Here is a 15,323-nt window from a genome sequence, read left to right as displayed (position 1 = left end):
TGACAATGAACATGCGCGTTTCCTCCCCCGTTCCCGGCACGCTGGCCGAGAGCAAAGCAGCCCGGGTCAGCATATTGGCCGCGCAAGGGCGGCTGTCGCTGCGTGCGCGCGGCGATCTGGTACCGCTCAATACCGCCCTTGGCCTGACCTTGCCCGACCGGATCGGCGCTCGCACTGCTGCAGGCGAAATCGAGGCCGTGCGCCTTGGCCCCGACGAATGGACGATCCTTGCTCCCGTTGGCGCGGTCGACGGGGTGATTGCGGCCTGTGCAGGCGTTTATGCCGGCCATCCGCATAGTCTCGTCGATATTTCCGGGCGGGAAGTGACGCTCTCGATCAAGGGGCCGCTCGCCGCCGAGCTTTTGACACTCGGCTGCGCCCGTGACCTCGACACCATTCCGGTTGGCGAGGCCCGCAGAACGATTTTCGATGGCGTGACCGTGGTGCTGTGGCGCGATGCGCCGGATGGTTTCCGTATGGATATCTGGAACAGTTTCGCGCCGCATCTCGGCCATTTGCTTGAAACCGGCTGCAAGGAACTTGCCGCCGAAATCGCCTGATCCTTGAGGAGGAAACAATGCTCAACCGTCTGTCCCATAATGCCGTTTCGGATACGGTGATCGCCGACGCCATCGCCGAGGAACTCGATCGCCAGAAAACCCAGATCGAGCTGATCGCTTCGGAAAACATCGTGTCCGCCGACGTTCTAGCGGCGCAAGGCTCGGTGCTGACCAACAAATATGCCGAAGGTTATCCCGGCAAACGCTATTATGGCGGCTGCGAATTCGTCGACAAGGTCGAGCAGGTCGCCATCGACCGGCTGAAGCAACTTTTCGGCGCGGAGTTCGCGAACGTTCAGCCGCATTCCGGCGCGCAGGCCAATCAGGCGGTGTTTCTGGCGCTTCTTCAGCCGGGCGACCGGATCATGGGGCTTTCGCTGGCCCATGGCGGCCACCTGACCCACGGTTCGCCGGTCACCATGTCGGGCAAGTGGTTCGATGTCGTCTCCTATGAGGTGGATGCCGAGACGCATCTGATCGATATGGAAAAGGTGCGGGCAAAGGCGCTGGAGACGAAACCGAAGCTGATCGTCGCAGGCGCCTCGGCCTATCCGCGTCAGATTGATTTCGAAGGCTTCCGCAAGATCGCCGACGAGGTAGGGGCCTATCTGATGGTCGATATGGCCCATTATGCCGGCCTGATCGCTGGCGGCAAATATCCAAATCCGGTGCCGCACGCTCATGTCGTCACCTCCACGACCCACAAGACCCTGCGCGGCCCACGCGGCGGCTTCATCCTGACCAACGACGCCGATCTGGCGAAGAAGCTGAATTCGGCCGTCTTCCCCGGCAATCAGGGCGGCCCGCTGATGCATGTCATCGCCGCCAAGGCCGTGGCCTTCGGCGAGGCGCTGAGGCCGGACTTTGCCGACTACGCCGGTCAGGTCATCGCCAATGCACAGGCTCTGGCGCGAGTGCTGACGGATGGCGGTCTGGGGATCGTTTCTGGTGGAACCGACAGCCACATGGTTCTGGTCGACCTGCGTCCGAAGGGCGTCACCGGCAAGGTTGCCGAAATCGCTCTTGAGCGGGCAGGCCTCACCTGCAACAAAAACTCAATTCCCAACGACCCGGAAAAGCCCTTCGTCACCTCGGGTATCCGGCTCGGCAGTTCGGCCGGCACCACGCGCGGTTTCGGCGTGGCCGAATTCGAGCGGATCGGCGTGCTGATCCTGCGCGTCATCGACGCGCTGGCTGTCAGTGCCGAAGGCAATGCTGAGATTGAGGCGAACGTGCGGGCCGAGGTTGCAGCGCTGTGTGAGGACTTCCCGATCTACGGCGCGTAACACGCTATTATCGGTCTCGTTAGCCATGATCGGGCTGGGCGGCATCACCGCCAATGTGCCCGATCGCTGATCCATCAAGGGGAGCAGGATTTGACCAGCTATGTCATGAAAGTTTCGTGCCCGGCACGCAGCGGCATCGTTGCCGCCGTGTCCGGATATCTCGCGCGGTCCGGCTGCAACATCAACGACAGTTCGCAATTCACCGACCTGGAAACGGGCCGCTTCTTCATGCGGCTGAGCTTCGTTTCTGAAGAAGGGATGGAACCCGCTGCTCTCGTCGCAGGGTTCGCTTCCGTCGCCGCCGATTTCGACATGGAATACGATATCCATGATCTCTCGCGGAAAACGAAAGTCGTGATCATGGTTTCACGCTTCGGCCATTGCCTGAACGATCTGCTCTATCGTTCCCACATTGGTGCATTGCCTGTGGAGATTGTCGCTGTCATCTCCAATCACCTCGAATACCAAAAGCAGGTGGTGAACGAGGATATTCCCTTTCACCACATTCGCGTCACGCCGGAGACGAAACCGGAAGCCGAGGCGGCCATACTGCAGGTGGTGCGCGATGCAGGCGCGGAACTCGTCGTGCTGGCGCGTTACATGCAGGTTCTGTCAGAACGGCTGTGCCAGGAAATGTCTGGCCGCATCATCAACATCCACCATTCATTCCTGCCTTCCTTCAAGGGCGCAAACCCTTACAAGCAGGCCTATGAGCGCGGCGTGCGACTGATCGGCGCGACGGCCCATTACGTCACCGCTGATCTCGATGAAGGCCCGATCATCGAACAGGACACGATCCGCGTCACCCATGCCCAGAGCGGCATGGATTATGTGAGCCTCGGGAGGGACGTGGAAAGCCAGGTTCTGGCGCGCGCCATTCATGCCCATATCCATCACCGTGTCTTCCTCAACGGCAACAAGACCGTGGTTTTTCCCGCTTCGCCGGGCGAATATATGTCCGAACGAATGGGCTAAGGTTGGGGCGCGGCTGCCGGTGGCCTATTCTTCCACCGGCCCCGTCCCGTCGCCTGCTTCGGGCTCCTGTGGCCGCGCGCTTCGTGTAGATGCGGGATAAGCGCCCGCCATGCTCGCGAACTGGATGTCGTTTTGCGCAAAGGCATCCTTCAGCATCGAATAGGCCTTGCGGCGCACCATCGAGGATTGCCCGCCGGCGCGCAGCATCATGCCGAAACCAAGCGTCATGCCATATTTGCCGAATTGCTCGACGCCCTTCAGCTTGACGGTTTCGATCAGGAACGGTCCGAATTCCGGGTCTTCCTTCAGCGCCTTGCCGATATCCTTGGCGATGGCCCGGACCTTGGCAATGTCAGTATCGAAGGCGACGGTGACGAGGAATTTGTCGATCGACCAGTCGCGGCTCATATTTTCGACGGCGCCGAGCGATCCGAACGGAACGGTGAAAATCGGGCCGCGATGGTGCCGCAGTTTGACAGAGCGGATGCTGAAGGATTCCACCGTGCCGCGGTAGGAACCGCTCTGGATGTATTCGCCGACGCGGAAGGCGTCGTCGATCATGTAGAACACGCCGCTGATGATGTCCTTGACCAGCGTCTGCGAACCGAAACCGATGGCGATGCCGAAGATGCCGGCGCTTGCCAGCAGTGGCCCGATATTGACGCCGAGTTCCGAAAGCGCCGTCATCACTGCAACCGCGGCGATGATGATGCCGAGCATGTTGCGCAGGATCGGCAGAATGGTCAAAAGCCGGTCATCTTGCGGCTGGCCCCCGCCCGGTTGGCCGCTCATCGGGTTGCCGGCGGGTGTACTCAACTCCAGCCGCCGTGCGATCATCGACTTGATGGCGATCCAGACGAGATCGGCAAGAAGCAGGATCAGCGCCCCGTGCAGGACGCCGACGACGATCGACGTCAGCAATGCGCCATCGGGCAGGGAATTCGGATGGGCGCGCACGAGGAAGATCAGCCACAGGATGGCAGTCCCGACGATTGCAAGCCGCACGCCTCGCTCGACCAGTACCGGGCGAAGATCGCTTTCCCCATAGGTGCCGATGTCGGTTGCCAGCTTTCGCGCCGCGATGCCAAGCGTCGAGGCAAGGCCGGGTAGAACCAACGCATAAAGCCCGATCCAGAACAGGACCCCGGCGCCGGCGAGCCGCAACCCGAAGAGGATGATGAGGCCGAAGATCAGCGCGATATCGATTGACCTTGCCCGCTCCGAACCGGGATCGCCGACCGGCCGACGCCAGATCCAGATGCATGCGAGCAGGAACAGTAGGCCGACCATGGCGGAGGACAGAAGCCCGAGCGTGTCACGCGGGACATCGAGATTCTCGAGCGTCCTGAGCAATGCCCAGAAGATGCCGGCAAGCGTCAGGAGCCATGTCCAGCGGACGATCCAGAAATCGCGCCGGGCATTGGCCTCGCGGCCAACGACCCTCCGCAGCAGGCCCGTGAAGGCAAAAAGCAGCGGCAGCACGATGCTGGTTGCAAGCCAGGGCAGGAGAACGGCGCTCAGCAAAGGTGACCACTGGATGGCAAGGAACATGGCGGTGGCAGCAATGCCGTAGCCCAAGACAGGCAAAAGCCTCCGCGATACGACAGCCGAGGCCTCCTTGCCGATATCCGCTCCGTTCCTGCGGGAGGCCTGCATCGCTATGATCCGGTTCGTGGCAATGCCGCCGGCAAGGCCCGCACCGAACAGGATGGATACATGCAGTAAAAAGACGGCTGCACCGTAGTTGCTGATCTCGTCGCAAAGCCTTCCCAGCGCCGCGATGATCTGCGTGGACATGCCGGGCAGGTCCCTTGCGAGGCGGCCTAGGTGTTCGCGCCGCTTGCTTGCCCATTGGTCGAGATCGCTCAACTGGCTCTGCGGCGTCAGTTCTGGCGGCTGCTCTGTGCCGGCTGCTGCAAGCTTCTGTGTGAGAAGGGCACGAACATCGTCCTGTCCCAGAAGCTGTAGCAACTGGTCGACTTTCTGCTCTGTCGTCTGTTCCGTAGGGGCCGGTTTCGCTGGCGGCGGCAGTTCCTGCGCAGGCAGGCTCGCCGCGCCCAGCACGAAAACTGCGATGGCAGCCGCCATCAATCGGAAAAGGGAGGGAAGGGTGGTCATCGGTCCGCTCCACACCATCCAGGCAGATGCCGCGCATCGCGCGAGCGTGCCAGTTGCATCGCTTCCTCCACAGCGTCCTCGAAGGAATGTCGCACCTTCTTGCCACCCACCCGGCGGCGCAGGAAATCCGCCCAGAGGAATTCACTGAAGGGAGCGTCTATTTTGGCAAAACTGCCAGCGTCGCGAACCGCGCCGGCCAGCGCGCGGAACGGATCGTCCTCGAGATCGACGATCCGTTTGGGAAGGTTTTCGATGGGATGGCGCACGCCATCCACGTCGAAAGGATAGACGAAGTTGCGATGGTCCATCACCGACCAGAATTCCTGTCGGCCGAGATGGGAAAGATCGGCTACGATGCTGGTCAGGACATGTTTCACGCCTTCCTCATGCAAAGCCAAAGCGAGGTGGTGGTGGTCCACCAGATAAAGACGTTGTTTGTGACCAAGGACGACGGGTACCATGTGGTGTCCGAGGAAGTCGGCTCCCTTTTCCTCACGGATGGCGGCCCATTGCCGGCGCTTGTCCTTCACCTCGCGCAGACCGACTGTCATCTGCGTTGGTTTGAGTGAGGTGATTTCAACCGGGGTGAGATGCGGTTCAAGATTGTGTGGCACGGCTGTCCTCCCGATGCATGGCCGCCGTCACGGCATCATCGACACTGAAATTGCTGCGCGCCACCATGTCGGATCCGCCGCCGGCAAGCAGCAGATCCTGCACATGGTCGTGCATGCGCGCATAATAGACGACGATGCTGCTGCGCTGCATCGCTGCATCGAACTCCAGCAACGCATCAAGCGCGGTGGAATCCAGTTCGAATGTTTCCTCAAGGCTGACAATCGCGATGTGCAGTTCCGCCCGCGCAACGATGTATTTGGTAACGGCGGCAAGGATCGGTTCCGCATTGCCGAAGAAAAGCGGCTGTGCGGGCCGGAGAATAATCATGCCTGACACATCCTTCGCATCCGTGTGGCGTTCCATGTCGACAAAGTCATGGCTATCGCCCAGCCGGCCAAGATGCATGACATGCGGCAGGGAAAGCCGGCGAACGAAGACGGCGAAGGAAAGGGCGACTGCGACAAGCATGCCGTTCAGCACACCGAAGGCAAGTACGCCGGCTGCAGCGGCAAGTGCCAGATAGGCGTCGTTGCCGAGCCGCCATAAACGGATGATCGGCGCGGGGTCGAGCGCATGCAGCAGCGCCACGGCAATCACGGCGGCAAGGACCGCTTCCGGGATGAAAGCGAACCAGCTGGCGGCGAGCAGGCTGAAGACCGCAAGGCCGATTGCGGCGATGGCAGAGGCAAGCCGGCTTTGCGGCCCAACCGCCTCGCTTGCTGCGCCTGCGGAAAAACCCGCACCAACCGGCATGCCCTGCATGGCCGCGCTGGCGATATTGGCAAGCCCGAATGCTCTGAGTTCGCGATTGGAATCGACAATCTCGCCATGGCGAAGCGAAAAGCTTCGGATGGTGCCCCATGATTCCGCAAAGAGAATGAGGACGAGTGGCGGCGCGAAGCGGGCAACATGCGCGACATCATCGAGCGACACCGAAAACGGGCCGGCCCATATGCCGGCAAGATCGATCTGGCCGACGACGGCGACGCCCCGACTTTGAAGGTTGAGCAGGATCGAGATGGCAATGCCTGCCACGATGACGACGAGGCTGCCGGGAATGGCGGGACGCCTGCGCAGGAGAAGCAGCACGGCAAGTGCCGCAACGCCGACGGCGATGCTTTCAAGGCTCCAGTCCTGCGGGCGGGAGAGGATTTGCAGGAGAATGGAAAGCGGCTCGCCCGACTGCGCCTTTATCCCGAAGAGGCTCGGCAATTGCTTTATGGTGATCAGAATGGCGAGGCCGAAGGCAAAACCGCGCAGCACCGGGCGCGAGATCACACTCGACAGGGCGCCGAGCCGCGTGGCAGCCGCAAGCAGAAACAGCAGGCCCACCAGAATGACCGTAATGGCAACGAGCAGCATCTTTTGCGCTGGTGTGACCGAGAGCGTCGCAAGCATTGCCGCCAGGATTGCGGCGGAGGAGGATGTGGGCGAGACGACCGCAAAACGGCTCTGGCCAAAAATGGCATAGACGATGCAGCCCATGATGGCGGCAAGGATGGCGTGCTGGGCTGGAACGCCGGCAATCCCCGAATAGGCGATCGCTTCCGGTAACATCAGGCCGGCAATCGACAACCCCGCCACCACATCGCGCCGGTTGAGTGTCATGGGCATGGAATTGCAACCGCATTGGCGGCAATAAGGGCAAGGACAATTCTACCGGTTAAGATCACGATTCTCCACCATGTTCCCGCGACGCGATGAAGGTTCACCCAATGCACATACGAGTCAAAGTTTAAATCGCGCCCCCGAAATATTTCGGCCCTTACGGATGTTGCTTAACGCTAGAGATCGTCCGGCAGGCAGGACGAGCGCCATTTCGGCCAGGCCGCTTCAGCCACCATACTGATCGTCCGTGACGTGCTCCATCCAGTCCACGACCTTGCCGTCTTTCACTTCCTGAAGCGCGATATGCGTCATGGCGACATCGGGTGCCGCCCCGTGCCAGTGCCTTTCGCCCGGTGCGAACCACACGGTATCGCCGGGGCGGATTTCTTCCACGGGGCCACCCTCGCGCTGCACCCTTCCAAACCCTGAAACCACGATCAGGGTCTGTCCGAGCGGGTGCGTGTGCCATGCGGTTCGCGCGCCTGGTTCGAAGGTGACCTGAGCGCCCTGCACCCGCTCTGCATCGAACGGGTTGAACAGAGGATCGATACGGACCGTGCCGGTAAACCATGCCTCGGGGCCTTTGGTTGAGGCCCGTGTTCCCGCGCGCAATATTTCCATGGTCATTCTCCTGACTGGTATCGTGTGGGGGGATTTGAAGCGGGAATGCCTCTCTTGTCCACTGGCGAGTGAAAATTCAGTCAGGCCGGATCGACCCTTGGTCACGGTGACAGGAACCGGATCTCCGCTATGCCGAGACCCGGTTCCGCCTAAGCCAAAGCGTCAGCCGATCTGCGCGTTGTCGTCACGCTTGATGGCGATAACGGTGGAGCGCGGCAGCTTGCCTTCGCCATCCGGGAAGGGGGCGTCGGGGTGCTGGATGCCGACGAAGTGGGTGCGCTTGTCGCCGGACCATGTCTGGCCGGTGACTTCGGAACCCTTCGGCGCGGTCAGGAAACGCTCGATACGGCCGGTGGCCGGATCGCCTGCCAGCATCTGGTTATTGCCCTGGCCGGCGAAGTTGCCCTCGTTGCTGTCCTCTCCGTCGGTCTGGATCCAAAGGAGACCGGTCGAGTCGAACATCATGCCATCGGGCGAGTTGAACATGTTGCCTTCGTTGATGTTCGAAGAGCCGGCATAGGCATCCTTGTGAACGGTGGGGTTGCCGGCCATGCAGAACAGGTCCCACTTGAATTTGCCGTCCGCGTGGTCGTCGTTTTCCGGGTACCAGCGCACGATCTGGCCGTATTCGTTCTTCTCGCGCGGGTTGGCGGCATTGATCGCCATGGCGTCGCCGCCAGCATTGGCGCGCAACTTGCCGTCTTTCATTTCGCCGCGACGGCTGTTGTTGGTAAGGGCGCAATAGGCTTCGATGGCGACCGGGTTGATGGCGACCCATTCCGGGCGGTCCATCGTTGTCGCGCCCACCTTGGAAGCGGCCTGACGGGTGAAGACGCAGATTTCATCGATCTTCATGCCTGTCGTCTCAGGCGTGAGAGCCAGCCATTCACCAGCGCCGTCGTCCGAGAACTTGGCGACGTAGAGCGTGCCTTCGTCTAGCAGTTTCGAGGTGTCGCCACCGGGCACGTAAATGCCGTTGGAGACGAATTTGTAGAGGAATTCGCCACGCTCGTCATCGCCCATGTAAACCACCACGCGGCCGTCACGGGCGATCACCACAGCGGCGTTTTCGTGCTTGATACGGCCGAGTGCGGTGCGCTTGATCGGGGTGGAGGAGGCGTCCGAAGGATCGATCTCGACCACGTAACCGGCGCGGCGCGGCTCGTTGGGGTTCTTGGCGACATCGAAACGCGCATCGAACTTCTCATAGGCGTAACGGGTCTCGGCGACGATGCCGTAGCGCTTGTAGTCATCCGGCAGCTTGAAGGCGGCATCAGCGGTGCCGAAATAGCCGTTGAAGTTTTCCTCGCAGGTGAGGTAGGTGCCCCAGGGCGTGCGGCCGGCGCCGCAATTGTTGAAGGTCCCCAGACAGTCGATACCCTTCGGATCGGCGGCGGTCTTGACGAGGTCCGAGCCTGCGGCCGGGCCGGAAAGCTTCATCGGGGTGTTGTGGTGAATACGGCGGTTGAACGGGCTGTCGAGAACGATTTCCCAGCCTTCGGTGCCTTCCGCAACTTCCATGACGGTGACGCCCTGCATGTTCTGCAGGATCTTGACGTCGTCGGCCGTTTTCGGGTTGCCCTTTTCGGCATGCGGCAGGTTGGTTTCGGGGTTCACATATTCATGGTTGACGGCGATCAGCTGGTGATTGCCGACCATGAACAGTTCCATGCCGTCAGTGTTTTCGCCGAAGACCTTGTCGGAGTTTTCAACGCTGACACCCTTGGCAGGGTCGAGGTCGGGCACGTTGGAGAACAGCGGCTGGCCCCACTTGGCGACCGGCTTCCAGCTGTAGCCTTCCGGCACGTGAATGGTGTGGTCGGTCGCGGCAGCCACCGGCTTGAAGGGGAAACGGCCGGCTGTGGCTTCTTGCGCTTCCGCCGAGGTGCTGGTCATCAGGTTGCCGAGCGTGCCCATGGCTGCTGCGGCCGAACCGAAGGCAAGCACGCCACCGAGAAAGCCGCGGCGGGAAATCGCGGTTTCGACCACGCGGTCGAAATCGGTTTCGGCCGGCGGCGGGTTTTGCAGCTCGTCCCACGCATCCCAGGAAAGCTTGCTCGTATCGATGTCGGTCATATCGTATCTCCACCGTTGCATGTTTGGAATCATTCCAACACGGTGCGTACCGTTTCAGTGTTTCACACAAATGACGGGAAGAACGGCTTTAAATATGATCTTCACAGGAGAGAATTCTGTATTTTTCCCTTAGTGCGGGAGAAGGATACGGGTGAGCAGGAAGCCTTCGAAGCGGCAGAAGCGGAAAGGAATGTCCTTTCCCTTGCGCCACTCGCCGCTGATGTCGGTCGTCAGCCGAAGGGATGCTGAACCGCACTCTTCATAGCCGCATAACTCCGCCGCCTCGAAAAAGAACAAACGTCTGACGGTCGGATAAAGCGCTTTGAACAGGCTTTCCTTGGCCGAAAAGATCAGCCCGGTCATGAAGGGATCGATGTCGTTTCCAAGACTGAGGCGTTCGTTCGCGGTCAGTACCTGCGGGGCAATATCGCAAGCTTCCTCCTCGTTCAGAAGCCTTTCGATATCGATGCCAATGCCGCAGAACCGCTCGGAAGAGCCTGCAAGCGCAATTGCCCGCTCGTGGCTGTGGGAAATCGCGCCGACCACGCCTTCGGGCCAGATAGGGGCGCGATCCTCTCCCATGCCGGGAAAGGCGGCGCGGCCGGTGAGACGGCGTATGGCTTCTGCAGCACATCTGCGCCCGGCGATAAATTCCGCCTTGCGTCTGGGCGCAGCGCGCAAAAGCTGCGGCGGCAAGGGAGGGACCCTGCCGCCGCGCCCTTCTTCGGCGCTGTAATGAAGGCTGACGCAATGACAATCGCATCTGTCGTCCGGCCAAGGCCAGATGGCCTGGGGTGGATCGCCGGAAACAGCTTCGCCGTGAAACGCCGGCGCGTTGGCCATGTCTGTCATCCTCATCACGCGGACCGATGCTCAGGCGGCAAGCGTGGCGCCGCCATCGACCACGATCTGTTGCATCGTCACATGGCCTGCCTGATCGGAGGCGAGGTACAGCACCGTATCGGCGATGTCGTCCGGCCGCGCGATCTTGCCCAGCGGAATACCGAGCTTGAACTGCTCGGGAAGACCGGCGACCAGTCGCTGTTTGCCGCTAGGATCGTTCAGCATGCCGGCCAGCATCGGCGTATCGGTGGAGCCGGGCGACACCACATTGCAGCGCACGCCATAGGGCGCGAGTTCAAGTGCTGCACAATGGCTGAGGCTGACAAGTGCGGCCTTGGAAGCACAATAGGCGAGCATGCCGATGCGCGGCACAACGGCGGCGTTGGAGGCAATGTTGACGATTGCCCCACGCCGCTGCCGCTTGAAGACGCCGCTCCATTGCCGCAGCAGGTAGAACGGCCCCGCAGCATTGACATCCATGCAGGCGTTCCAGTCCTGCGGTGTCAGGCTTTCGCTGTCGCCGAGCCGTAGGATGCCGGCGGCGTTGACGAGAATGTCTAGCCCGCCCCATTCCTTCTCGATCGCCTTGCTCGCCGCCGCCACTGCCGCCGCGTCCGTGATGTCGAGCGTGATCTGGCGGAAGGTTGCATCGGTTGCATCGGCAATGAGGTCAAGGCCGATGACCTCGGCCCCTTCCTCGGTGAAACGCTCGGCGATGCGGCGACCGATGCCCTGCGCGGCACCCGTCACCAGCACGCGCCGCCCGTTAAATCTGTTCTGCATCATCTTGTCCGTCCGCTCAGGCCGCGAGCCGCTTTTCTTCGATCAGCGCCCACCAGGCAGATAGCGTCGGTACGCGGGCAAGCTCTTCGAAGCCCACGATGACGCCACGTTCCTTCAGTTCGCCGGCAAGCTTCATCACCTGCAGCGAATCCAGCCCATAGAAGATGAGGTTCTCATCCGGGTCGATGTCGCTCTCGTCCTCCACCATTTGCAGGACGCGGGCCTTCAGCCATTCGCTGATATCGGTGGTCTCTCCCGCGCCGGCAAGGCTTGCGGTGTCGATCACCACGCCGCAGCGTGTTGCCACATATTGCAGCGCCATGCGGTGTTCGGCTTCGGAAAAATCGGCGACGGCATCACCCAGCATGAAGGGCTGAATATCCTTCATGAAGGCTTCAACAGCCGTCATCATGCAGCCGATATGGGCATAGACGCCGCCGATGATGATCTGGTCGCGGCCCCACCCCTTCATGCGCTCGGCAAGGTCTGAACGCTGGAAGGCGCTGTAGCGCCATTTGGTCAGCACCACATCGTCGGGCGTCGGCGCAAGCTTGTCCACGACCTTCTGCAACTCCGGGTCGACCACGGTCAGGCCCGGTCCCCACATGTCGTTCAGAAGCGCGCGGTCGGCGGCAGGCTGGTCGTGCGGCTGGGCGGTGTAGATGACCGGCACGCCGTTCTGAACTGCCCATGCCTTTACCTTTGCAAGATTGTCGATGAGGGTTGTCATCAACTTGCCGTCGGCCTCGTAGAACCGCAGGAAATAACGCTGCATGTCGTGGATGAGCAGCACGGCGCGCTTGGCGTCCGGCTGCCATTTGGTCTTGTTGGCCGGAAAGCTTGCTGCGACCGGCATCGGATAATCAGAAATGGTGGGGATCGTCATATTGACCTCGAGGGTTTGGCGCATCGGCATGGGCGACACGCAGTTTTCAAATGGTTGAGGCGTGCACGCTCCGTTACGCCGGGACGGGCGCTGCGAGCATGTCGCGCAGACGTTTCTTGTCGATCTTGCCGACGGCAGTGAGCGGCATGGTGTCGATGAAACGCACCCGGTCCGGCAGCTTGTAATCCGCAACACCCAGACCGGAGAGATGCTGGCGGATGGCCGGTGCCTTCAGAGCGGGATTGCGGGAAACGACGAAGACGCAGCTTTTTTCACCGAGGAGTTCGTCCTGCATCGCCACCAGTGCGGCATGCGTCACATCCGGATGCCGCAGGATCAGGTTTTCCACCTCTTCCGATGCGACCTTCTCGCCGCCGCGATTGATCTGGTCCTTCACCCGGCCAACCACCCGCAGGTAACCTTCGGGCGTGCGCTGAACGACATCGCCGGAATAATAAAAACCCTGGTTGTCGAAGACGCGGGCGCTGTGCTCGGCGGCGCGGTAATATCCGCGGAACGTATAGGGGCCGCGCGTCGCCAGCATGCCGGCTTCGCCTTCTGGAACGTCGTTGCCGTCCTCGTCAACGATGCGGATCTCGTCATCCGGGCTGATCGGCCGCCCTTGCGTGGTGAAGACAATATGGTCGGGATCACCGGCGCGGGTATAGTTCACCAGACCTTCCGCCATGCCGAAGACCTGCTGGAGGGCGCAACCCAGCACCTGCGGCACCTGACGGGCTAAAGCTTCAGCAAAGCTTGCGCCGCCGACCTGCAGCAGCTTGAGGGATTTCAGCCGTTCGCGATGGGCGGGCGCCACCTGCAACCACAGCGCCACGGCCGGCGGCACCAGAGGCACAATGTCGATGCCATGTTTTTCGATGAGGTCAAAGCAGGCAAGCGGCTCGGGATTGGCCGCCATTACCACGGTGCCGCCAGCGTGGAACACGCCAAGCGCACCCGGCGAACTCATGGGGTAATTATGCGCCACCGGAATGGCGCAGAGGAAACGGGTCTGCGGCGTCAGCTCGCAGATTTCCGCACTGGCCCGGGCGCTGTAGTCATAGTCGTTATGCGTGCGGGGGATCAGTTTCGGTGTTCCGGTGCTGCCGCCGGAAAGCTGGAACAACGCTACCTCATCGGCTGCCGAAGGGCCGTAATGCGGCGCATTTTCGGCGGGTGATGAGAGCCATTGTTCGAGGCTGCGCTGCGGTTCCGTCTCACCAAGCAGCAGCGTTACGGCAAGCTGCGGAGAGGTAAGCTTCAGCGCCTCCAGAAACGTGTCATTGGCAAAAAGCTCGTGGGAACGCGAGCCGATCACCAGCTTTGGCGCAATCTGTTCCGCATAGGAGGTCATCTCCAGCCGGCGATGGCTGAAAAGCGCATTGACGGGTGCAGCGCCGATTTTCATCAGAGCGAAAAAGACGAGATAGAACTCCGCGATATTAGGCAATTGCACCAGTGCCGTATCGCCCGTGCCGATACCGGCGGCAGCCAGATGCCCGGCAAGATTGGAAGATTGCCGGTCGAGATCGGCATAGGTGAAGCGGCGGTCGCCGCAGATCAGCGCGGTCGCGTCCGGCCGAAGTTCCACCTGCTGGGTGAGGATGTCGCTGAGCGGTCTGTCGATCCAGTAGCCGCGGTCGCGGTATCGGCGCGCCAGATCTTCGGGCCAGCGTTCAAATTCGATTGTCATGGTGTGTCCCTGGGAAAATTAGGCAGAAAGACCGCAGGCGTTCAGCATGGTCTTGAGCTTGGTCTGCACCTCGGCCCATTCGGATTCAGGTTCCGAGGCTTCAACGATGCCGGCGCCTGCGAACAGCCGCACAGTTTGCTGTTGCACAGTGCCGCAACGGATTGTCACCACCCATTCGCCGTTACCCTCGGCATCCGTCCAGCCGACCATGCCGGTGAACAGCCCACGCTCGAAAGGCTCGACGAAGCGAATAAGCCGGCGGGCGCGCTCGGTGGGGAAACCGCAAACAGCAGGTGTGGGATGCAGCAGGCACGCGAGTTGCAGCGCATTGGTGTCGGGATCAGCAAGGCGGCCCTCGATGCGCGTCGAAAGATGCCAGAGAGCGGCCGTGTTGATGAGGGAGGGTTTTTCGGGAACGTCGATTTCAGTGCAGCAAGGTGTAAGCAGCGAGCGGATATCCTCGATCACGAGGCTATGCTCGTAATGGTCTTTTTCCGAAGCCGAAAGCCGGTCTGCATTGGCCTTGTCCGCCACCGGGTCAGCCATGCGTTTTGCCGAGCCCGCGAGCGGGTTCGAGATGACTTTTTCACCCTGCTTGCGGATGAGGAGTTCGGGGCTCACGCCAATCAGATCGCCGCCATCGGGCAGCGGAATGCGAAACTGGTAACCCTCGCGGTTCTGTTTGGCGAGGCTGGCCAGCAATCTTTCGACATTGACCTCGGAGGCGAAGGTCAGTTCGCGCACTACCGAAAGCACTGCCTTGCGGACATCGGAATGGCGGAAATTGACGATGGCATGCTCGACGGCGCGCTTGAAACCATTTTCATCGGGCAGGCTGTTCTGGCCGAGAAGCGCTGGCATGGCCGAATCAGTCGAGATCGAAGCGGTACCCTTTGGATTCCACTCATGGTTGTTGGGGATATATAAGCAGGATGGCTCGTTGACATCGAAGGGGATGGCGCCAATGGCGATGGGATTGTCCTGTCCGGCCCTGCGCGCCCTCTCAAAAGCGGCCCTTATCGCCTTCTGCAAAGGGCTTCCCGCGTCTTCGGCGCCATGGGCAGGAATCGTTATCCTTTCGCGAATGCCTCTGGCACGCAGTTCGCCCGAGCCAGAAGTGAACAGAAATTCTCTATCAAAATCAGTAATTTCGTCGGAATCGACGTCATTCGTCCTGAGTGCTCCCGTTTTCATGGGATGCCTCCTGTGCGAGTGGTTGACGGTGGCTTATACTTGATTATGATAATCATGTTTTGTCA

Annotated in this window: 13 protein-coding genes; 3 read left to right on the top strand and 10 right to left on the bottom strand. The window is 61.0% G+C overall.

The genetic code is table 11. From position 1 onward, the window contains the following. Positions 1–5 precede the first annotated feature (5 nt). The 3 genes from soxG to purU all read left to right on the top strand — a co-directional run bounded on the left by soxG (position 6) and on the right by purU (position 2,821). The gene (gene soxG, locus CRO62_RS05945) at positions 6–560 is read left to right on the top strand and encodes a sarcosine oxidase subunit gamma family protein (protein WP_179784465.1); all 555 of its coding nucleotides are present in this window, start codon (positions 6–8) and stop codon (positions 558–560) included. A 17-nt stretch (positions 561–577) separates the two neighbouring features. Then, positions 578–1,846, top strand: coding sequence for a serine hydroxymethyltransferase (glyA, locus tag CRO62_RS05940; protein ID WP_097099556.1), 1,269 nt, complete (start codon positions 578–580; stop codon positions 1,844–1,846). A gap of 90 nt (positions 1,847–1,936) precedes the next feature. Further along, positions 1,937–2,821: a formyltetrahydrofolate deformylase gene (gene purU / locus CRO62_RS05935; RefSeq protein ID WP_013762268.1), complete on the top strand. Its 885-nt coding sequence runs from the start codon at positions 1,937–1,939 to the stop codon at positions 2,819–2,821. A gap of 24 nt (positions 2,822–2,845) precedes the next feature. Here purU and CRO62_RS05930 read toward each other — a convergent pair whose 3' ends face one another. The 10 genes from CRO62_RS05930 to CRO62_RS05885 all read right to left on the bottom strand — a co-directional run bounded on the left by CRO62_RS05930 (position 2,846) and on the right by CRO62_RS05885 (position 15,258). Next, complete coding sequence (locus CRO62_RS05930; RefSeq protein WP_097099555.1) at positions 2,846–4,939, bottom strand: mechanosensitive ion channel domain-containing protein; 2,094 nt, start codon at positions 4,937–4,939, stop codon at positions 2,846–2,848. Further along, a complete protein-coding gene (locus CRO62_RS05925) occupies positions 4,936–5,553 on the bottom strand; it encodes a ParB-like protein (protein WP_097099554.1) in 618 nt (205 codons plus the stop codon). The genes CRO62_RS05930 and CRO62_RS05925 overlap by 4 nt, the downstream gene beginning before the upstream one ends. Further along, complete coding sequence (locus CRO62_RS05920; protein ID WP_414896250.1) at positions 5,537–7,168, bottom strand: SulP family inorganic anion transporter; 1,632 nt, start codon at positions 7,166–7,168, stop codon at positions 5,537–5,539. Before CRO62_RS05920 ends, CRO62_RS05925 begins: the two co-directional genes overlap by 17 nt. A gap of 219 nt (positions 7,169–7,387) precedes the next feature. After that, the gene (locus CRO62_RS05915; RefSeq protein WP_003518141.1) at positions 7,388–7,783 is read right to left on the bottom strand and encodes a cupin domain-containing protein; all 396 of its coding nucleotides are present in this window, start codon (positions 7,781–7,783) and stop codon (positions 7,388–7,390) included. Between the two features lie 162 nt (positions 7,784–7,945). After that, positions 7,946–9,859, bottom strand: coding sequence for a PhoX family protein (locus CRO62_RS05910; RefSeq protein ID WP_097099552.1), 1,914 nt, complete (start codon positions 9,857–9,859; stop codon positions 7,946–7,948). A 129-nt stretch (positions 9,860–9,988) separates the two neighbouring features. After that, positions 9,989–10,702, bottom strand: a complete 714-nt coding sequence (locus CRO62_RS05905; RefSeq protein WP_097099551.1) for a 4'-phosphopantetheinyl transferase family protein — start codon at positions 10,700–10,702, stop codon at positions 9,989–9,991. A gap of 30 nt (positions 10,703–10,732) precedes the next feature. Next, entirely contained in the window at positions 10,733–11,488 is a 756-nt protein-coding gene (gene dhbA / locus CRO62_RS05900) for a 2,3-dihydro-2,3-dihydroxybenzoate dehydrogenase (protein ID WP_097099550.1), read from the bottom strand. A 13-nt stretch (positions 11,489–11,501) separates the two neighbouring features. Further along, on the bottom strand, positions 11,502–12,371 hold the full coding sequence (locus CRO62_RS05895) for an isochorismatase (RefSeq protein ID WP_097100397.1): 870 nt from the start codon (positions 12,369–12,371) through the stop codon (positions 11,502–11,504). A gap of 73 nt (positions 12,372–12,444) precedes the next feature. Further along, on the bottom strand, positions 12,445–14,064 hold the full coding sequence (locus CRO62_RS05890; protein WP_097099549.1) for a (2,3-dihydroxybenzoyl)adenylate synthase: 1,620 nt from the start codon (positions 14,062–14,064) through the stop codon (positions 12,445–12,447). A gap of 18 nt (positions 14,065–14,082) precedes the next feature. Further along, positions 14,083–15,258, bottom strand: a complete 1,176-nt coding sequence (locus CRO62_RS05885) for an isochorismate synthase MenF (protein ID WP_097099548.1) — start codon at positions 15,256–15,258, stop codon at positions 14,083–14,085. Between the last annotated feature and the right edge of the window lie 65 nt (positions 15,259–15,323).

Source organism: Rhizobium sp. AN6A (genome assembly GCF_900215635.1).
Lineage (GTDB): Bacteria > Pseudomonadota > Alphaproteobacteria > Rhizobiales > Rhizobiaceae > Agrobacterium > Agrobacterium tumefaciens.
The sequence above is the reverse complement of the archived record's forward strand: the minus strand, read 5'-3'. Positions and strand labels throughout refer to the sequence as shown.